The sequence below is a fragment of the Stappia taiwanensis genome, from assembly GCF_014635285.1.
GTDB lineage: Bacteria > Pseudomonadota > Alphaproteobacteria > Rhizobiales > Stappiaceae > Stappia > Stappia taiwanensis.
Genome location: NZ_BMCR01000005.1, coordinates 133,333 through 153,456, shown reverse-complemented (window position 1 = coordinate 153,456; position 20,124 = coordinate 133,333). Strand labels below are relative to the sequence as shown.

The 20,124-nt window shown below is 63.1% G+C and carries 13 protein-coding genes and 1 tRNA gene; 11 read left to right on the top strand and 3 right to left on the bottom strand.

The features are described from left to right. Window positions 1–112: 112 nt before the first annotated feature. The 5 genes from clpX (at window position 113) to IEV83_RS13290 (ending at window position 7,206) form a co-directional block, all read left to right on the top strand. Window positions 113–1,378, top strand: a complete 1,266-nt coding sequence (gene clpX, locus IEV83_RS13310; RefSeq protein WP_181759860.1) for an ATP-dependent Clp protease ATP-binding subunit ClpX — start codon at window positions 113–115, stop codon at window positions 1,376–1,378. Between the two features lie 456 nt (window positions 1,379–1,834). Continuing rightward, on the top strand, window positions 1,835–4,270 hold the full coding sequence (lon, locus tag IEV83_RS13305; protein WP_181759861.1) for an endopeptidase La: 2,436 nt from the start codon (window positions 1,835–1,837) through the stop codon (window positions 4,268–4,270). 185 nt (window positions 4,271–4,455) lie between these two features. Then, window positions 4,456–4,731 (top strand): non-specific DNA-binding protein Hbs, encoded by a 276-nt coding sequence (gene hbs / locus IEV83_RS13300; protein WP_181759862.1) that lies wholly within the window; start codon window positions 4,456–4,458, stop codon window positions 4,729–4,731. 221 nt (window positions 4,732–4,952) lie between these two features. Next, the gene (locus tag IEV83_RS13295; RefSeq protein ID WP_181759863.1) at window positions 4,953–5,216 is read left to right on the top strand and encodes a hypothetical protein; all 264 of its coding nucleotides are present in this window, start codon (window positions 4,953–4,955) and stop codon (window positions 5,214–5,216) included. A 493-nt stretch (window positions 5,217–5,709) separates the two neighbouring features. Beyond that, window positions 5,710–7,206, top strand: coding sequence for a TIR domain-containing anti-phage reverse transcriptase (locus tag IEV83_RS13290; protein WP_181759864.1), 1,497 nt, complete (start codon window positions 5,710–5,712; stop codon window positions 7,204–7,206). A 461-nt stretch (window positions 7,207–7,667) separates the two neighbouring features. Here the strand turns inward: IEV83_RS13290 and IEV83_RS13285 are convergent. Then, a tRNA-Val gene (locus IEV83_RS13285) sits at window positions 7,668–7,743 on the bottom strand. Between the two features lie 280 nt (window positions 7,744–8,023). Between IEV83_RS13285 and IEV83_RS13280 the strand changes: the two genes are divergently transcribed. From IEV83_RS13280 to IEV83_RS13265, 4 genes are all read left to right on the top strand, one after another. Continuing rightward, window positions 8,024–8,614, top strand: coding sequence for a gamma-glutamylcyclotransferase family protein (locus IEV83_RS13280; RefSeq protein ID WP_181759865.1), 591 nt, complete (start codon window positions 8,024–8,026; stop codon window positions 8,612–8,614). Between the two features lie 207 nt (window positions 8,615–8,821). Next, entirely contained in the window at window positions 8,822–10,204 is a 1,383-nt protein-coding gene (locus IEV83_RS13275) for a class II 3-deoxy-7-phosphoheptulonate synthase (protein WP_181759866.1), read from the top strand. Between the two features lie 181 nt (window positions 10,205–10,385). Next, entirely contained in the window at window positions 10,386–10,886 is a 501-nt protein-coding gene (locus IEV83_RS13270) for a response regulator (RefSeq protein ID WP_181759867.1), read from the top strand. Between the two features lie 83 nt (window positions 10,887–10,969). Then, window positions 10,970–12,658, top strand: coding sequence for an NAD+ synthase (locus IEV83_RS13265; protein ID WP_181759868.1), 1,689 nt, complete (start codon window positions 10,970–10,972; stop codon window positions 12,656–12,658). Between the two features lie 31 nt (window positions 12,659–12,689). On the opposite strand, the gene IEV83_RS13260 is transcribed toward IEV83_RS13265, so the two are convergent. After that, window positions 12,690–13,313: a TetR/AcrR family transcriptional regulator gene (locus tag IEV83_RS13260; protein ID WP_181759869.1), complete on the bottom strand. Its 624-nt coding sequence runs from the start codon at window positions 13,311–13,313 to the stop codon at window positions 12,690–12,692. A gap of 214 nt (window positions 13,314–13,527) precedes the next feature. Here IEV83_RS13260 and IEV83_RS13255 point away from each other — a divergent pair, with 214 nt between their 5' ends. Next, complete coding sequence (locus IEV83_RS13255; RefSeq protein ID WP_181759870.1) at window positions 13,528–14,709, top strand: efflux RND transporter periplasmic adaptor subunit; 1,182 nt, start codon at window positions 13,528–13,530, stop codon at window positions 14,707–14,709. After that, window positions 14,706–17,789, top strand: coding sequence for an efflux RND transporter permease subunit (locus IEV83_RS13250; protein WP_181759871.1), 3,084 nt, complete (start codon window positions 14,706–14,708; stop codon window positions 17,787–17,789). Before IEV83_RS13255 ends, IEV83_RS13250 begins: the two co-directional genes overlap by 4 nt. A 228-nt stretch (window positions 17,790–18,017) precedes the next feature. On the opposite strand, the gene IEV83_RS13245 is transcribed toward IEV83_RS13250, so the two are convergent. Beyond that, window positions 18,018–20,024, bottom strand: a complete 2,007-nt coding sequence (locus IEV83_RS13245) for a HAMP domain-containing methyl-accepting chemotaxis protein (RefSeq protein WP_181759872.1) — start codon at window positions 20,022–20,024, stop codon at window positions 18,018–18,020. Window positions 20,025–20,124 lie beyond the last annotated feature (100 nt).

Below are 20,124 nucleotides of genomic sequence, written 5' to 3'. Positions count from 1 at the left end.
CACTGACCGGTGGGCGGTGTACCCGGAGCCCGGAGGAAGACGCGCCGCGCGCTTCTTTCACCAATAAACACCGGGGGGACAAGGTCCTTCCGAACCACGCGGGGTTTACCTGATGACTAAGGCCAGCGGCGGCGATTCGAAAAACACGCTCTATTGCTCCTTCTGCGGCAAGAGCCAGCATGAAGTGCGCAAACTGATCGCCGGCCCGACCGTCTTTATCTGCGATGAATGCGTTGAGCTGTGTATGGACATCATCCGTGAGGAAAACAAATCCTCGCTGGTCAAGTCCCGTGACGGCATTCCGACGCCGCAGGAAATCCGCGATGTTCTCGATGACTATGTGATCGGCCAGAGCAGCGCGAAAAAGGTACTGTCGGTCGCGGTCCACAATCACTACAAGCGTCTGAACCACGCGTCGAAGAACAACGATGTGGAATTGGCCAAGTCCAACATCCTGCTTGTCGGTCCGACCGGCTGCGGCAAGACGTTGCTGGCACAGACGCTGGCGCGCATCCTTGATGTGCCCTTCACCATGGCCGATGCGACGACGCTCACCGAAGCCGGGTATGTCGGTGAGGATGTGGAGAACATCATCCTCAAGCTGCTGCAATCGGCCGATTACAACGTGGAGCGGGCGCAGCGCGGCATCGTCTACATCGACGAGGTCGACAAGATCAGCCGCAAGGCGGACAACCCCTCGATCACACGTGATGTGTCGGGCGAGGGCGTCCAGCAGGCGCTGCTGAAGATCATGGAAGGTACGGTCGCCAGCGTGCCGCCGCAGGGCGGGCGCAAGCATCCGCAGCAGGAATTCCTGCAGGTGGACACGACCAACATCCTGTTCATCTGTGGCGGCGCCTTCGCCGGGCTGGAGAAGATCATTTCCGAGCGCGGCCGCAAGACCTCGATCGGCTTCAAGGCCAATGTGGAGGCCCCTGAAGACCGGCGTGCGGGCGAGCTGTTCGGGGAACTGGAGCCGGAGGATCTGCTGAAATTCGGCCTGATCCCGGAGTTCGTCGGCCGTTTGCCGGTGATTGCCACCCTGATCGACCTCGACGAGGCGGCGCTGGTGCAGATCCTGACCGAGCCGAAGAACGCGCTGGTCAAGCAGTACCAGCGGCTGTTCGAGATGGAAAACGTCGAGCTGACCTACCACGAGGAAGCCCTGAAGGCGATTGCCCGCAAGGCGATCGAGCGCAAGACTGGCGCGCGTGGCCTGCGGTCGATCCTGGAATCGATCCTGCTCGACACCATGTACGAGCTGCCGGGGCTGAAGGGGGTCAAGGAGGTGGTGATTTCCGCCGAGGTGGTCACCGGCGAGGCCCGTCCGCTGTACATCTACGAGGACCGGGCGGAAAACTCGGCGACCAGCGCCTGACGCCGATCGCGGACCGGCCCAAGGCCGGTTCCAGCCCTATCTGACGAATTTCGGCCCCGATCCTTTCCCAGGATCGGGGCCGATTTGCGTTCGCGCCGGGATGGCGGGTTTGCGTAAGCGCCAGGGCGGTGCGGGGGCGGAGAACGCGGCGGCGGATTTCCACCGATTGCTTGTGCGAAAGCGTTGTTTTTACGCGAATCAGCGGCTTTTCCGCCTAATGTTGAGATCAAAGTTCCGGTTGGTCTGGCCCCTTGCCTTGACACTGCCCGGGGTGGGAGCCACCTAATGAGGCAACTGGCAGCGGGGCGGATGCCACCCGTGCCCATTCGGGGCGGTGGCGACCGGCCAGGTGGTGTGATCGGTGTGTGCCGTTTCGATCCATCGCCGCTGCCGCCAATGCGCCCGTCCGTATCTGCCACTTTCTGGGGCGGCGGGTTCGCAAGGAAAGGACGACCTATGACTGAGTTCGAAACGCGGCCCATGGGCGAGGGAGACGGCGAGGGCACGCTGTACCCGGTTTTGCCGCTGCGGGATATCGTCGTGTTCCCGCACATGATCGTGCCCCTGTTCGTTGGCCGTGAGAAGTCCATTCGCGCCCTTGAGGAGGTGATGAACGCGGACAAGCAGATCCTGCTTGCCACGCAGGTCAACGCTTCCGACGATGAGCCGGCGCCGGAGGATATCTACAAGGTCGGAACGCTGGCCACTGTTCTCCAACTGCTGAAACTGCCGGACAACACCGTCAAGGTGCTGGTCGAGGGCGGAGCGCGTGCGTCGATTTCCGACTATACCGACCGCAGCGACCTGTTCGAGGCCCGCGCGGTGGTGCTGGAAGAGGAAGAGGCGGACACCGTCGAGGTGGAAGCCCTGTCGCGCTCGGTGGTCTCGGAGTTCGAGAATTACGTCAAGCTGAACAAGAAGGTCTCGCCGGAGGTGCTGGGCGCCATCGGGCAGATCGACGACAACTCCAAGCTGGCGGATACCATCGCCTCGCATCTGGCGGTCAAGATTCCGGAAAAGCAGGAGATCCTGGGGATCACCTCCGTCGCCGCGCGGCTGGAACGGGTGCTGGGCCTGATGGAGAGCGAGATTTCCGTTCTCCAGGTGGAAAAGCGTATCCGCTCGCGGGTCAAGCGGCAGATGGAGAAGACCCAGCGCGAGTATTATCTCAACGAGCAGATGAAGGCGATCCAGAAGGAACTCGGCGACGGCGAGGACGGCCGCGACGAGGTTGCCGAGCTCGAGGAGCGGATCACCAAGACCAAGCTGTCGAAGGAAGCGCGCGAAAAGGCCACGGCGGAGCTCAGGAAGCTCAAGCAGATGAGCCCGATGTCCGCCGAGGCGACGGTGGTGCGCAACTACCTCGACTGGCTGCTGGGCATTCCCTGGGGCAAGCGGGGCAAGGTCAAGCATGATCTGAAACATGCGCAGACCGTGCTCGACACCGACCATTATGGCCTGGAGAAGGTCAAGGAGCGGATCGTCGAGTATCTGGCGGTGCAGAAGCGCGCCAACAAGCTGAAGGGGCCGATCCTGTGCCTCGTCGGCCCTCCGGGCGTCGGCAAGACCTCGCTGGGCAAGTCGATTGCCAAGGCGACGGGCCGCGAGTTCGTGCGCATGTCGCTGGGCGGCGTGCGGGACGAGGCGGAGATCCGTGGTCACCGGCGCACCTACATCGGCTCGATGCCCGGCAAGGTCATCCAGTCGATGAAGAAGGCGAAGAAGTCCAACCCTCTGTTCCTGCTCGACGAGATCGACAAGATGGGCATGGACTTCCGGGGCGATCCGTCCTCGGCGCTGCTTGAGGTGCTGGATCCGGAGCAGAACAGCTCGTTCATGGATCACTATCTGGAGGTCGAATATGACCTCTCCGATGTGATGTTCGTGACCACTGCCAACACGCTCAACATCCCTGCACCGCTGATGGACCGGATGGAGATCATCCGCATCGCCGGTTACACCGAGGATGAGAAGGTCGAGATCGCGCGCCGGCACCTGCTGCCGAAGGCGGAGAAGGACCATGGCCTGAAGGCCGGCGAGTTCGAAGTTGGCGATGCGGCGCTGCGCATGGTGATCCGGCGTTACACCCGGGAAGCGGGCGTGCGTAACCTTGAGCGGGAGCTGGCGACCCTCGCCCGCAAGGCGGTCAAGGACATCCTGATGAACGACAAGGAGGCCATCGTCGTCGACGAGGCGGTTGTCGAGGAATTCCTCGGGGTGCCGCGCTACCGCTTCGGCGAGGCCGAGCTGGAGGATCAGGTCGGTGTCGTCACCGGGCTGGCCTGGACCGAGGTGGGCGGCGAGCTGCTGACCATCGAAGGGGTGATGATGCCCGGCAAGGGCAAGATGACCGTCACCGGCAACCTGCGCGACGTGATGAAGGAATCGATTTCGGCGGCGGCGTCCTATGTGCGCTCGCGGGCGGTCGATTTCGGCATCGAGCCGCCGCTGTTCGACCGGCGCGACATCCACGTGCACGTGCCGGAGGGCGCGACGCCCAAGGACGGACCGTCGGCGGGCATCGCCATGGCGACGGCGGTGATTTCGGCCATGACCGGCATTCCGGTGCGCCGCCATGTGGCGATGACCGGCGAGATCACCCTGCGTGGCCGGGTGCTGCCGATCGGCGGGCTGAAGGAGAAGCTGCTGGCCGCGCTGCGGGGCGGGATCAAGACCGTTCTCATTCCGGAAGACAACGCCAAGGACCTGGCGGATATCCCGGATAACGTGAAGAACGACCTCGACATCATCCCGGTTTCGCGGATGGAGGATGTCCTGAAGACCGCGCTGTTGCGTCAGCCCGAGCCGATCGAATGGGACGAGGCGGCGGCCGATGCGGCCCGCAAGGCCGTGGTTTCGGACGAGGATGGGCCCAACGTCCTGGCCCATTGAGCCAACGGCTTTCCACAGAAATAGGGGCTCCGGTGCCAGCCGGGGCCCTTTCTTTTGCCAAAATGACGGAAAAATCGCGGAATTCCGCCACTTTCAGCTTGCCAAGGCCGGGAAATCGCAAGAGTGTCCTGCCCCGAGGCCTGTCACGAATCGACGGGCTTGCTGTTTCCAGGAAAGGGACTGCCATGAACAAGAATGATCTGATCGCTGCGGTCGCGGACAAGACCGGTCTCACCAAGGCGCAGGCCGGTGAAGCTGTTGACGCTGCTCTCGAAGCCGTCACCAACACCCTGAAGAGCGGCGACGAAGTCCGGATCATCGGCTTCGGCAACTTCAGCGTTTCCGAGCGCGCTGCCTCCGAGGGCCGCAACCCGCGCACCGGCGAGACGATCCAGATCCCGGCGTCGAAGACGCCGAAGTTCAAGGCCGGCAAGGGCCTGAAGGACGCAGTCAACGCCTGATCAGGCGGACGGCTCCTGGAAGCTCCCGCATTCTGATCTCAGAATGCGGGCGCGCCAGGCGGACGGCTCCCCGGGCTTCCGGGCCGAGTGGTCCGGTCAGTCAAAAAGACCCCGGTGGCGTTCGGCCGCGGGGTCTTTTTTTATGTCCGCTTGCCTGCCTGAAGCCGCGCCGGGCGTTCAAGCGCTCCGGCTATATCGACATCTTCGAAGGCGGCCACGGGGTGTTGGTGCGGCCGGAGTGGTTTGCGCCGGAGGATTGCGACATTCCGCCGGTGATCTGGTCGGTGGATGATGTCTGGCTGTCCGGGATGGTCGCCCGCAAGGGCATCCCGATCTGGCTCGACGCCAATGTGCTCGACCCCATCGAGACGATGTCCTCGCCGGTGGCCTCGCTCAATGCCGCGGTGCTGGATGGGGTGGGGCGGGAAGACGCCGATGCCGCCGCCGTCACCTACATGCGCAACACCCACGGCCTGTGGTTGTAGCGTGGCCAGCGCCCGAGGGAGGGCGTCAAAACGGGAAATTGGTGGGCGGTGAGAGACTCGAATTCGCCAAATCCGCTCACGGCGCATTGATTTATAAACGTTTTTCCGACCGGCGCCGGGATTTTGTATACTACCTCGGTGAACGACCGAAGCAAGACAAGCCTAGCCGAACGTGAAGGTGAATGCACGTCCATTCAGCATCCCTGTGCCGGTCCGTCGGGTGCCGGTTGAAACGAACTCGAATGGACCGCTAGCCCCGTCGTTGCACGTGAAGGTTCCGCTTCCTTGCCGTCCGTTCACTTGCAAGAACGTGCAGGTGCAATTCCGACCGCCGGGATTGACCCCTGTTGCCAGTTCAGTAGTATTGTGGCGTCGGCTCAACTCTCTAATTTGCGCTGGTGAATCCCCGGCGGCTCGCTGAAAAGTTAGTCCAAAATCGCGGCGGTCTGGCGGTTTCTCAACGTTGGACCCTGAACTAGGTAGAGAACGAGGGTTGAGCCTTCCAAAAGATTTCGATGCTGCCAGCGCCCATCTCTTGATCGGCATTGCGCATTCCGTCAAGGATATAGCGGGGGCATTGATGATGCGCCCCGATGGCCTGTTTCATGTTCTCCAGAACACAGAGACAGGCAAGTATTACAAAACCTTCGAAATTCCAAAGAAACGCGGCGGAACAAGAACCATAGACAAACCTCTGCGAGGGCTGGCAATGGCGCAGGAACGATTTGCAGCCGTTTTGTTGGAGGTTTACAATCCAAAACCCTTTGTTCATGGATACATCCGCGGACGATCATTTCTTTCGAATGCAGAATACCATAAAAAGCAAAGATGGATACTGAACATTGATATTGAAGACTTCTTTGGATCTATCGGCTTCGCACGGGTCCGAGGTCTCTTCATGTCAAAGCTATTCGGATACAATGCACGCGTTGCAACGAGTCTGGCTCGTATTTGCACCTGTCAAGATCGTCTACCACAGGGAGCCAAAACCTCACCGATTTTGGCCAACCTCATTGCTCACAACCTAGACAAAGAGCTCATTTCATTGGCCGCGAAGGAGAAGCTCCGCTTCTCACGGTATGCCGATGACATCACGTTCTCTTCCAGTTCGAAGAAGATACCAAGGTCCTTGATCAAGGAATGGGAGCCAGAATACGGCGACCGTGAAATTGAACTAGGCGAGCGCCTTCAAGAAGCGTTTCGCGCTTCGTCGCTTCAGATCAATAAGGACAAGACCCGGATTCAGCTCTTCGGTGAGAGGCAAGTCGTGACCGGCCTCATCGTAAATCAGTATCCAAATGTTTGGCGAAGAGACATCAAGCGTCTGCGAATGAAGCTCTACTCAGCCAAGAAGTACGGCTTGGAGCAAGCGGCAGCTATCTGGATTAGGCCCGGTGCCGAGCCCAAGGCCTTCTGGTCTCACGTTGAAGGCTGGCTGGGCTACATCAAGCAAGTTCGAGGAGAAGGTGACCCTGTACTTTCCAAGCTCTGTAAGCAAGCTATTGAGGTGAACCCAGACTCCTCAGGCTGGATCAAGGAACACGCCCACATGATTCATGAATTCGACCTATTCCTTTCTCATGCATCCGAAGATAAAACAAGAGTCAGAAAGCTTCATGACAAGCTTATCAGACTTGACTTGAAGGTATTCTTTGATGAGAGCAGCATTTCTTGGGGCGAATCAATAGTGGAGCAGATCAACATTGGATTGATGAAATCCACCTTCTTCGTTCCATTCCTCTCTAACACGTTTGCGGAAAAAGGCTGGACGAACAAAGAGTTAAACTCTGCGATTTCGATTAACATAAACCGGAAGGGGAGAATTCTTCCCATCTGCGATCACGACTTCCATGTCGGACAGAACTACCCGCTACTGGCTGACATCTTGTATGAGAGTTGGCCCAGTCCCGACGCAGATGAGGAAGCCAAGCTGGGCGAGATTGCCGACAAGCTTCTTGCAGCCGCAGAGAAGGCGAGGCACTCTCAATGAGCCGCTTGACCGCAGCAAATCGCCCGGAATATCTGACAAGAATTTCCGAGCTCCCAATCTGATTACAGGATTGCGCGAGCTTCCCCCGTGCCGGGGGCTCAATGCCACCCAGCGCCCCGGCGCTTGCCCAGGAATGCATGGTCTTCGCGGGGTTGCCGTGCCGCCCTGCTGTCCGGCGCAGTCCTGTCGTCGTCCTCGTTTTCCCTTCAGCTGGTAGGGAGTGGGAGGGCTTGCGCGGTCTGTGCTCGAGGTGTGCTCGCCTACGGGAACACGGATCGACCTGCCCTTGATCCGCTCCACGAGATCGTGGGGAACGCGGCTGCGCAGATAGTAGGTTCCGAACTTGGGATGTTGTGTTGGGCGTGTCATCGGAAGGGGCATCGTGTACCAGCCATGTGTACAAGTCGGCTGGCCGGAAACCCTTCTAAATCAATTCGTTCCACCAAATCAACAGGATAAGGTGGTGGGCGGTGAGAGACTCGAACTCCCGACATCCTCGGTGTAAACGAGGCGCTCTACCAACTGAGCTAACCGCCCGTTCCGGGCCGCCTTTGGCGACCTTGCTGCTCTCCGTCCGGCCGGTAACCCGGCGGGGAAGGGAGAAGGCGCGGCAATCCGGCGCCGGATGGCCGGCCAGATCGCGCGACCGCTTGTCTAAGGCGCCTTGCCGGGGATTGCAAGACGCTTTGCGCCTTGTTCGGCCTGTGGCGGCTGGCCAAGGGGGCTCCTCAGCGGTTAAGTGGGGCGGGGCTTGGCGAAAACACGATTGCATCTCCTGTGGGAAACGGCAGGCGGTGGTGAAGGACCGGAAACACCCATGACGATCACCTATTTCGGCTACGGCTCGCTGGTGAATGTGCGCACGCTGGACCCGGCCGCGCGGGCAACGCCCGGAACCCTTGCCGGCTGGCGCCGGGAATGGCGGGCCTGGTGGACGGAGCACGAGGGGCCGCGCGTGTGCACCTTGACGGTGGTGCCCGACCCGGATTGTGCCATTGACGGGGTGATGGTCAGCGAACCGGCGGAGGGGCTGGCGGTGCTGCAGCAGCGCGAGCGCCGCTATGAGCGGATCGATGGCATCGGTTCGCAGTTTCGCGGGGCCGCCGATGGCGCGCCGGCCGGCGCCGATGCCTTCCTGTTCCAGGCCGATACGGCAATCCGCAAATGGGGCGATGAGAGCCATCCGATCCTGCAAAGCTATGTGGATTGCGTGCTGGCCGGCTTTCACGCCTTCTGGGGCGAGGAGGGGGTGGCGCGCTTCATCGCCTCCACCCATGGCTGGCACGCGCCGATCCTCGCCGACCGCGCCGTGCCGCGCTACCCGCGCGCGCAGGAGATCGACGAAGGGCTGCTCGCCCGGTTCGATGAGATGCTGGCCGGCGAAGGGGTGCGGTATCTGGCGCCCTGAGCTGCCCTGGCGCGGGTGCTTGCGCTGGCGGGGGGCCATAAACGGTGGCCTCGACCGGGCAAGATGTGTATAACCGCGCACACCCGGCCTGCGACGAAGTCGCGGCTGGACATTGTTGCGTGCAACACGATGTAAACACGCAATGCAGACAAAGGCCGATGGGCAGAAGACGCTCATCGGCGGATCGGGTTTTTGGGAGTTGAGGTGATGGCGCAGAACTGGACACCGGAAAGCTGGCGGTCGAAGCCGATCGTGCAGGTGCCGGAGTATCGCGACGCGGAAGCGCTCGCGGAAGTGGAGCGCCGCCTGGCAGACTTTCCGCCGCTGGTTTTTGCAGGTGAGGCGCGCAAGCTGAAGGCCCAGCTCGCCGAAGTGGCCGAAGGACGTGGGTTCCTGTTGCAGGGCGGCGATTGCGCCGAGAGCTTCGCCGAGCATCACGCCGATCATATCCGCGACTTCTTCAGCGTTTTCCTGCAGATGTCCGTGGTGCTGACCTACGCTTCGGCGCAGCCGGTGGTGAAGGTTGGCCGGATTGCCGGCCAGTTCGCCAAGCCGCGTTCCGCGCCGACGGAAACCAAGGATGGTGTCGAGCTGCCGAGCTACCGCGGTGACATCATCAACGACATCAACTTCGATGCGGTCAATCGCGAGCCCAATCCGCAGCGCCAGATCATGGCCTACCGCCAGGCGGCGGCGACGCTGAACCTGCTGCGCGCCTTCGCGCAAGGCGGTTTCGCCAATCTCGACCACGTGCATCGCTGGATGCTGTCCTTCGTCAAGGACAGCCCGCAGAGCCACCGCTATCAGGTGCTGGCCGACCGGATTTCCGAAAGCCTCGACTTCATGCGGGCTTGCGGCATTGATCCGGATACGGCGCCGCAGCTGCGCTCGACCGAGTTCTTCACCAGTCACGAGGCGCTGCTTCTGGGCTATGAGCAGGCGCTGACCCGCGTCGACAGCACCTCCGGCGACTGGTACGCCACCTCCGGCCATATGCTGTGGATCGGTGACCGCACCCGCCAGCCGGATCATGCCCATGTGGAGTACTTCCGCGGCGTGAAGAACCCGATCGGTCTGAAGTGCGGTCCGAGCCTTTCCGCCGACGGGCTGCTGGAGCTGATCGACACGCTCAACCCGGAGAATGAGGCCGGCCGGCTGACGCTGATCTGCCGCTTCGGCGCGGACAAGGTGTTCGAGCATCTGCCGGCGCTGGTGCGCGCGGTGGAGCGGGAAGGGCGCAAGGTGGTGTGGTCCTGCGATCCGATGCATGGCAACACCATCACCGCCAATGGCTACAAGACCCGGCCGTTCGACCGGATCCTGCGTGAGGTGGAGGCGTTCTTCGCCGTGCATCGCGCCGAAGGCAGTTATGCCGGCGGCATCCATGTGGAGATGACCGGCAAGAACGTGACCGAGTGCACCGGCGGTGCCCGGGCCGTGACCGCCGAGGATCTGGCCGACCGCTACCACACCTATTGCGATCCGCGCCTCAACGCCGAGCAGGCGATTGAACTGGCGTTCCTTGTTGCCGAGAATGTGCGCAAGGAGCGGGACCTGCGCAGCTCCGCCCCGCAGGCCGCCGCAAGCTGACCCCTCAGGCCCCGTTGCATCGGTGATGCAGCGGGGCTTTTTGCATCACGATTTTCTTTTCCCGCGATTTTCGAGACCGGCGCCTTGTCGCGCCGCCGCCGTCGTTCGCTCACGTAACGGAATTTTTCGAATTCAGGGATATGACTTGGTTGGGCCGAACGGGAAGGGGGACCGTGGCGCCATGAAGCTGGATCTTTCAGGTATTTCCGTCCTTGTCGTTGACGACAATGCGCATATGCGCTCGCTTTTCCGCGCCATTCTCGGTGGGTTCGGCATTCGCCGGGTGTTCGAGGCGGCCGATGGCGCCGATGGTCTTGCACTCATTCTCGACAGGCAGCCGGATGTGGTGATCTGCGACTGGCTGATGGCACCGGTCAGCGGCGCCGATTTCCTGTCGCTCTTGCGGCGGGATACCGACGAGGCGCTGGCGATGACGCCGGTGATCATGGTCAGCGCCGATGCGCGCAAACCGGTGATCCTGCGCGCGGTCAAGCTCGGCATTCATGAATTCCTGGCCAAGCCGATCTCGCCGGCGCTGCTTTACCAGCGGCTGCAACGGGTGGTGACCGAGAATCGCCCTTTCCTGCGCTGTGGCGCGGCGGTGCATCCGGTGCCGCGCGCGGCGATGCCAGCACCGGGCGCAGTGTCCCCGGCCGGGCAGGGTGCGGCCGTCTTTATCTGATCAGAAGAAGCTTCGCTCTCCGGCATGCCGCGCGGCAGCGGAGGATGATTGCGCTCGGACAACCTGCGGGCTAAACGGGGAACATGATCGACACGACCACACCCCGTTCCAACGACCGCCTGCGCCTGGCGGTTGCCCAGTTGAATCCGACCGTTGGCGATATCGCCGGAAACCTTGCGCTGGTGCGCGAGGCCCGGGCCGAGGCCGCCGCCGCCGGGGCGGATCTGGTGCTGTTTTCCGAGCTGTTCCTGTCCGGCTATCCGCCGGAGGATCTGGTGCTGAAGCCGGCCTTCTTGCGGGCCTGCCGGCATGCGCTCGACGATCTAGCGGCCGATACGGCAGATGGCGGGCCGGGGGTGCTGGTGGGTCTGCCCTGGCGCGAGGGCGACAAGCTGCACAATGCGGTGGCGCTGGTCGATGGCGGGCGGATCGAGGGGGTGCGCTTCAAGGTCGATCTGCCGAACTACGGCGAGTTCGACGAAAAGCGCGTGTTTCAGGCCGGACCGCTGCCCGGGCCGATCGGCTTTCGCGGCATTCGGCTCGGTGTTCCGGTTTGCGAGGACACCTGGACCGACGAGGTCTGCGAGTGTCTGCAGGAGACCGGGGCGGAGCTTTTGCTGGTGCCCAACGGCTCGCCCTTCCATGCGGGCAAGCCGGACATCCGCCTGCAGGTGATGCTGCAACGGGTGGTGGAGACCGGATTGCCGCTGGTCTATTGCAACCAGGTTGGCGGCCAGGACGAGCTTGTGTTCGACGGGGCCTCCTTCGGGCTGCAAGCGGATCGCCGGCTGGCGTTCCAGATGCCGGAGTTCGAGGCGGCGGTGACGGTCACCGAGTGGCGGCGGCGGCCGGACGGGGGCTGGGTCTGTGACGGCGGGCCGGTCGCGTCGCTGCCGGATCTGGATGCGGCGCGCTGGTCGGCCTGCGTGCTGGGCCTGCGCGACTATGTGGAGAAGAACCGGTTCCCCGGCGTCGTTCTCGGGCTGTCGGGGGGCATCGACAGCGCCATCGTCGCGGCGATGGCGGTGGATGCGCTCGGGCCGGAGCGGGTGCATTGCGTGATGCTGCCCTATCGCTACACCTCCGAGGAGAGCCACGCGGATGCGCGGGGCTGCGCCGAGGCGCTGGGGCTGCGCTATGACACGGTGCCGATCGCGCCGGCGGTGGAGGGTTTCACCGAGGCGCTTTCCGGTCTGTTCAGCGGCACGGAGACAGGGGTCACCGAGGAGAACATCCAGTCGCGTGCGCGCGGTGTCATCCTGATGGCGATTTCCAACAAGTTCGGCTACATGGTCGCCACCACCGGCAACAAGTCGGAGATGTCGGTGGGCTACGCGACCCTTTACGGCGACATGAACGGCGGGTTCAACCCGATCAAGGACCTCTACAAGATGCAGGTCTATCGGCTGGCCGCCTGGCGCAACGCGAACCGGCCGGCGGGCATGCTTGGGCCGGAGGGTGAGGTCATCCCCGCCAATATTCTCGTCAAGGTGCCCTCCGCCGAGCTCCGGGAAGGGCAGAGCGATCAGGATTCCCTGCCCGAATACGACGTGCTCGACGATATTCTCGAATGCCTGGTGGAGAACGAGATGTCGGTGCGTGAGATCGAGGCGCGCGGTCATGACCGGGCGCTGATTCACCGGATCGAGCATCTGCTTTACATCGCCGAGTACAAGCGCCGGCAGTCGGCGCCGGGGGTGAAGATCACCCGCAAGAATTTCGGCCGCGACCGTCGCTACCCGATCACCAACCGGTTTCGCGACCGCCACTGACGGGGGACTGTGAGGGGCAGGGCCGGGCTGGTCAGCCCGGCTGCGGCGCGGTGCGCGCGCCCGTGTCTCCCACGCTGCCACGGTCGGTCAGGGCGATCAGCCGGTCGATCACGGCAAGGGTTTCCGCGTCGGACATCTCATCGACGTCGAACAGGCGCGCATGGCGAATGCCTTCCAAAGTCAGGAAGGTCATCATGGCGAAGCCCGGGTCCTTGCAGCCCTCGCGAATGGTCTGCATGAGCTTCGCATTCTGTTCGCGAACCGGGTCGAGCAGTTCCGGAGCTTCGGCAATTGCCGCGAGAAAGCCTGAGGGAGGTCTGCTCTTGCGGCAGAGGTGAAACCGGAAGGTTTCCAGATAACCGCGCATCAGCGGATCCGGGTGGCCTTCGCTGGCAAAGCGCTCCCGTTCTTCCTGAAAGTGCCGGGAAAATCCGTCCACATGCCGGGCGACCATGGCGGTCATCAGCGCGGCCTTGGTGGGGAAATTGTACAGCAGGCCGCCCTTGGAAATGCCGGCTTTCTGGGCCACTGCATCAAGAGAGAACTTGCGCGCGCCCTGTTCCGCCACCACTTCTATGGCCGCCTCCACGATCCGCGTGCGTGTTTCAGCGCCGCGTTTGGTGGCGCCCTGTTTCTTCTGTGTTGTCCGTGCCACAGTTGCTCCCTCGTCTGTCGCCCTGTCCCCGGTGGCAGGGACAGGGTGTTGACTTTACCGTCTGGACGGTAAAGAAACAACCTGCGTAGGAATAACCATGACATACGGCAGGCTCCGGTTTTTTCGGGCGGCGCGTCGGTGAAGAGCCGCGTGACGCCATGGCGGTCCAGCCGTTCCCACTCACATTTTCGCACCGAGCCCGTCCGAGAGCCCCATGCTGAAGCGCATTCTTGCTTTCCTTTTCGTCCTCGTCATTCTCGCCGCCTGTGCCGGCCTGATCTGGTTCAATGTCTTCCGGGACAAGATGATCGGTCAGTTCTTCGCCAACATGCAGCGCCCGACCGTCACGGTCTCGACCCTGGTGGTGGAGCCGCAGGACTGGCACCCGGGCATTGAGGCGATCGGCACGATCGTTGCCCGGCAGGGTGTCGACGTCGCCTCGCGCGCGCCCGGTCTGGTGCGGGAAATCCACTTCAAGGCCAATGACAAGGTCGAGGCCGGGGCGCTCCTGGTCCAACTCGACGATGCGGTCGAGCAGGCCGACCTGATCGCTGCCAAGGCCAATCTGGCGCGTGACCAGCAGGCGCTCAACCGCGCCGAGGCGCTGGCCGGGCGCGGGGTCAGCTCCGCCTCCGTCCTGGACAATGCACGGGCGGCGCTCGATGCCTCCCGCTCGCTGCTGGAGCGCGTCAAGGCGCAGCTCGACCTGAAGCAGATCAGGGCGCCGTTCTCCGGCACCATCGGCATCCCGCGCATCGATCTGGGCCAGTATCTCGGCGCCGGGGCGGTGATCGCCACCCTGCAGGATCTCGACACCATGAAGGTCGACTTCAACGTGCCGGAAGGGCAGATCAAGTCGATCGGCCTTGGCCAGACGATCCGCCTCGGGCTCGATGCGGACCATCTGGACCACACCGGCGAGATCATCGGTATCGACCCGAAGGCCGACCCGAATTCGCGACTGGTGGCGGTGCAGGCCGAGGTGGACAACGCCGATTATGCCTTGCGCCCGGGTCAGTTCGCGGCCGTCCGCATCGAACTGCCGGTTGAAAAGGACTTGATCGCGCTGCCGCAGACCGCCGTGGTGATGAGCCTTTACGGCTCCTATGTCTATGCGGTGCGTGAGGTCGAGGACGAAGCGGGCGCGGCGGCTGACGCGGCCAAGCCGGAGACGGGCACGGACGACGAGGCGGGCGAGAAGAAGCTCGTGGCCCGCCAGGTGTTCGTCAAGACCGGCCGCCGCTATCTCGGCATGATCGAGGTCACCGAGGGGCTGAAGCCGGGCGACGTGATTGTCACCGCCGGCCAGAACAAGCTGTCCATCGGCACGCCGGTGCGGATCGACAACACCATCGACCCGTCCACCACGTCGGGCCTTGGCGGAGGTGAATCGTGAATTTTTCCGAAATCTTCATTCGCCGGCCGGTGCTGTCCACGGTCGTCAGTCTGATCATCCTGCTGGTCGGTGTGCAGGGGATCCTCAACATGACCATCCGGCAGTATCCGGAGGTCGAGGAAACCGTCATCACCGTGTCGACGGTCTATCCGGGCGCCAGTGCGGATCTGATCCAGGGCTTCATCACCACGCCGGTCGCCAAGGCGGTGGCGACGGCCGAGGGCGTCGATTACGTCTCCTCCAAGAGCACCCTCGGCATGTCGACGGTGACCGTGCAGATGCGCCTCAACACCAGCCCGGATGCGGCGCTGACGGAGGTGATCTCCAAGGTGCAGCAGATCCGGGGCCAGTTGCCGCGCGAGGCGGAGGATCCGGTGATCCAGAAGGGGACCGGCAACACCTTCGCCCTGATGTATCTGTCGGTGCTGTCCGACATCATGTCGCCGCAGCAGATGACCGAGTTCATCTCGCGGGTGATCGAGCCGCAGCTCTCCACCGTGGAGGGTGTTGCCGATGCGCAGGTGCTGGGCGGCCAGACCTTCGCCATGCGGATCTGGATCGACCCGATCAAGCTGGCCGCGCGCGGCGTGACGGCGACCGATATCCAGAAGGCGGTGCAGAGCGCCAACTTCCTGTCGGCGCCGGGCAAGACTGAGAACGAGTACGTCGCCTACCAGATCGAGATGCAGACGACGCTGCAGACGCCGGAAGCCTTCGGCCTCTTGCCGATCCGCTCCGATGGTGACGAAATCGTGCGGCTGCGCGATGTGGCGCGCATCGAGCTGGGCAGCGAGAACACCGATACCAAGGTCTCGTTCAACGGCCAGCAGGGTGTGTTCATCGGCATCATGCCGAGCCCTTCGGCCAACCCGCTGGACACCGCCGACGGGGTGCGGGCGGAACTGGAACGGATTTCCGCCAACCTGCCGGATGGGGTGTCGATCACGGTGCTCTACGACAGCACCAGCTTCATCAAGGCGTCGATTGGCGAGGTGTTCACGACGATTGCCGAGGCGGTGGTCATCGTCATTCTGGTGATCCTTCTGTTCCTTGGCTCGTTCCGGGCGGTGCTGGTGCCCATCGTGACGATCCCGCTGTCGCTGGTCGGTGTCTGTTTCTTCCTCTGGGGGCTCGACTACTCGCTCAACACGCTGACGCTGCTGGCGATGGTGCTGGCCATTGGCCTCGTCGTCGATGACGCCATCGTCGTGGTGGAGAACATTCACCGGCACCTGGAAAACGGCATGAAACCCTTGCCGGCGGCCATCGTCGGCATGAAGGAAATCTTCGGCCCGGTGGTGGCGATGACCATCACCCTGGCTGCCGTTTACGCGCCGATCGGCTTCGCGCAAGGGCTGACGGGCTCGCTGTTCCGGGAGTTCGCCTTCACGCTGGCCGGTGCGGTGGTGATCTCCGGCTTTGTCGCCGTCACCTTGTCGCCGATGATGTCGGCGCGGCTGCTCTCCAGCAAGCCGAGCCGGTTCCAGCATTTCGTCGACCGGATCTTCACCCGGCTGGCGGACTGGTACGGGCGGCGGCTCGACGGCTCGCTGAACTACAAGCCGGCGACGCTGGCAATCGTCGCCATTCTGCTCGCCACCACCGGCTATCTGTTCGTCAACACCAAGACGGAACTGGCGCCGGAGGAGGATCAGGGGGCGTTGTTCGCGCTGATCACGGCGCCGCGCTACGCCACCTCCGACTACACCAAGCTCTACACCGATCAGTTCTACGACCTGACCGATGACGTGCCGGGTGTGGAGGCGCGGTTTCAGGTGGTTGGCACCGGTTCGACCAATTCGGCCTTCGCCATCTGGGCGCTGAAGCCGTGGGACGAGCGCGAAGAGAGCCAGAAGGCGATCCAGGAGATGATCCAGCCGCGCCTGAAGCAGTCGGCCGGCGTCGAGGCCTTCGTGTTCGCGCCACCCTCTCTGCCGGGCGCCGGTGGCGGGTTGCCGATCCAGTTCGTGTTGCAGTCCACCGGTGCGGCCGAGCAGGTGTATGAGATTGCCGAGGAAATCCGCCAGAAGGCGATGGCCTCGGGCAAGTTCATCGTCGTCCAGAACTCCCTGTCCTATGACAGCCCGCGGGTGCGGGTGGTGATCGACCGGGACCGGGCGGCGACCCTTGGCGTGCCGATTTCCAGCATTGGCCAGACGCTCAACATCCTCGTCGGCGAGGCGGAGGTGTCGAAGTTCGACCGGGAGAGCCGGTCCTACAAGATCATCCCGCAGGTCGACCGGGCCTTCCGCCTGAACCCCGAACGGCTCGACTATTTCTACGTGCGTTCGGCCAATGGGGCGATGGTGCCGTTGTCGGCGGTGGTGAAGATCGACGCGACCGCAGCGCCTGCGGCGATCGAGCAGTTCAACCAGCTCAACTCGGCGACGATTGCCGCCCTGCCGCTGCCCACCGTGACCTCCGGCGAGGGGCTTGCCACCTTGCAGGAGATTGCCCGGGACGCGATGCCCGATGGCTTCTTTGAGGATTACGCCGGTCAGTCGCGGCTGGAGATCAAGCAGGGGTCGACGATCCTGTTCGTCTTCGCCATGGCGGTGGTGGTGATCTATCTGGTGCTGGCGGCGCAGTTCGAGAGCTTCCGCGATCCGTTCATCATCATGATGTCGGTGCCACTGTCGATCTTCGGAGCGATCGTGCCGCTGAACCTCGGTCTGGGCACGCTGAACATCTACACCCAGGTCGGGTTGATCACCCTTGTGGGGCTGATCACCAAGCATGGCATCCTGATGGTGGAGTTCGCCAATGCCCAGCGGGACGAACATGGCCTGAGCAAGCGCGAGGGCATCGTCGAGGCGGCGCGCGAGCGTTTGCGGCCGATCCTGATGACCACCGGTGCGATGGTGCTTGGCGTCATTCCGCTGGTGCTGGCCGAGGGCGCGGGCGCGGCCGCGCGCTACTCCATTGGCCTGGTCATCGCGTCGGGCATGTCGGTGGGCACCATCTTCACCCTGTTCGTGGTGCCGATGTTCTACATGTATGTGGGGCATCCGGACCGCAAGCCGGTCACTGACGACGATGCGGGCGAGCCGGTGACGGCGAGCCCGGCGCCCGCCGAGTAGGCACGCCGCCGGGCAGGGCGGCACCGCCGCTTTCAGTGAAGCTTCCCCGCAAAAAAGACCCCGTCGCCGGCCTCCGGCGGCGGGGTTTTTCGTGCGCTGAAAGGACGCCTGGGGAAGGGGGCACGCTGCGGCCCGTTGCCACAAAAAGGCCCACCGATGCTGGGCATCGGTGGGCTTTTTTGTTTTGGTGGCGCCAGCCCCGGTTGGGCTGGCGTCAGCCCCTCGCGATCAGGCAGCGCGCACGTCGGCGAGGAACTGCTCCACCTCGGCCTTCAGGCGTTCGGCCTTGCTGCTGAGGTCGGCGGCGACGCCGGTCACCTGGGTGGCCGCCGCACCGGTTTCGGTCGCCCCGTGAGTGACCTCGACGATGTTGCTGGACACTTCCTGGGTGCCAATCGACGCCTGTTCCACGTTGCGGGCGATTTCGCCGGTGGCGGCGCTCTGTTCCTCAACGGCGGAGGCGATGCCGGCGGCGATCTCGTTGATCTCGGTGATGGTGCGGCCGATCACCTGGATTGCGGAGACCGCCTCGTCCGTCTCGGTCTGGATCGAGCCGATCTGCTGGCTGATATCCTCGGTTGCCTTGGCGGTCTGGTTGGCCAGTTCCTTGACCTCGGCGGCGACGACCGCAAAGCCCTTGCCCGCTTCTCCGGCGCGGGCGGCCTCGATGGTCGCGTTGAGGGCCAGAAGGTTGGTCTGTTCGGCGATTGCCGAGATCAGGCTCACCACCTCGCCGATGCGCTGGGCCGCCAGGGCGAGCCCCTGGACCTGACCGTTGGTCTTTTCCGCCTGTTCCACCGCGCGGCCGGCGATGTCGGAGGACTGGGCCACCTGACGGGAAATCTCCTGGATCGAACTCGACAGCTCATCGGTCGCCGAGGCCACCGTCTGCACATTGGTGGAGGCTTCCTCGGCGGCGCTGGCCACGGTGGTTGCCCGGTGGTTGGTGTCGTTGGCAATGGTCGACATGGAGCTGGCCGTTCCCTCCATTTCAGTGGAGGCGCTGGCCACGGCATTGAGCAGTTCGGAGATGCTGGCGTCGAAGTTCTGGGTCAGCTCCTCGATCCGCCGGGCCCGTGCCTGACGCGCCCGGGTTTCTTCGGCCTCGCGCGCCGACAGGGTGTCGGCCTTGATCATGTTCTCCTTGAAGATGTTGACGGCGGCAGCCATGTCGCCAATCTCGTCGCGATGGTCCTGACCGGGGATCTCGGTGGTCTTGTCGCCGGCGGCCAGGGACTTCATTGCCTCGGTGATCGCGCGGATCGGGTTGGCAATACCGCGGCCGATGAACCAGGCGGCCCAAAGGCCAAGGGCGATGGCGATCAGTGCGACGGTCACCGTCAGCACGACGGCCTGGCTCATGGCGGCGGTGGCCTGCGGACCGAGGCTCTCCTGTTCGGCCTTGATGGCCAGCTTCAGTTGCTCCATCTCCTGGGCGATCTTCGGGCCATAGACGTCGAGAGCCTGGGCGGTGATGGCGTTGCGCTCGGTCGTGGCATCGTGAATGCGGGTGGCGCCGGTGATATAGGCCTCGCGCAGGGTGCCCACCTCCTTGGCGAGGGCGCGTCGGGTGGGGTCCTGAAGCTCGATGACCAGAGCCTTGTGCAGCTCCGCCATCTCGGTCGCTTCCTGGAGGACACGGTCGAAGTCGGCGTCGCTGCTGGTGACCAGGAACTTGGCCATGTAAAGCCGCATCAGCAGCAGGCTGCGCTGGACATTGGCGGCGCGGTAGGCAGCGCCCACGTCCCGATCACCATAGGCGCTGTGCATGATTTCCGTCAGCTTGCGCTCGATTTCCACACCGGCAGTGTCGAGGACGTCGGCGATCAGCCCGTCGCGTTCCGCCTGCAGGCGGACCACCTGTGCAAAGCCGTCGGTATAGGCGGTGATTTCCTCGCCTGCATTGGCGATGATCTTGCCAATCTCCGATCCGGCGAGCCCTTCGTTCAGCTCTCGGCCAAGCTCACGGGTCCGCTGGATGCGGCTTTCGACGGTTGCCACATCCTCCTGGGAAGAGCGCTGGATGAAGTTCTTCACCGCCAGGCGCGCTTCAAGAAGATTGGACTGCACCTCGCCGGCAAGGTTGGTTTGGATGGCAATGGCTCTGTAGCGGGCGAAACTGTCGCTTCCGCTGCTGAGATTGAACGATGAGACGGCGCTGATGACAAGAAGAAGGAGGAGGATCGTGCCGAATCCTCCGAATATCTTCTTTGAAATCTTTATGTGATTTAGCAAGGGACTTCACCTTTTTAGTGAGTGTGCTTTGTTGTATTTTGTTTGATTTCGCTTCGCGATTTTTGATTTATTTTGTTATTTTTCATGGGGTTTTTTAGTA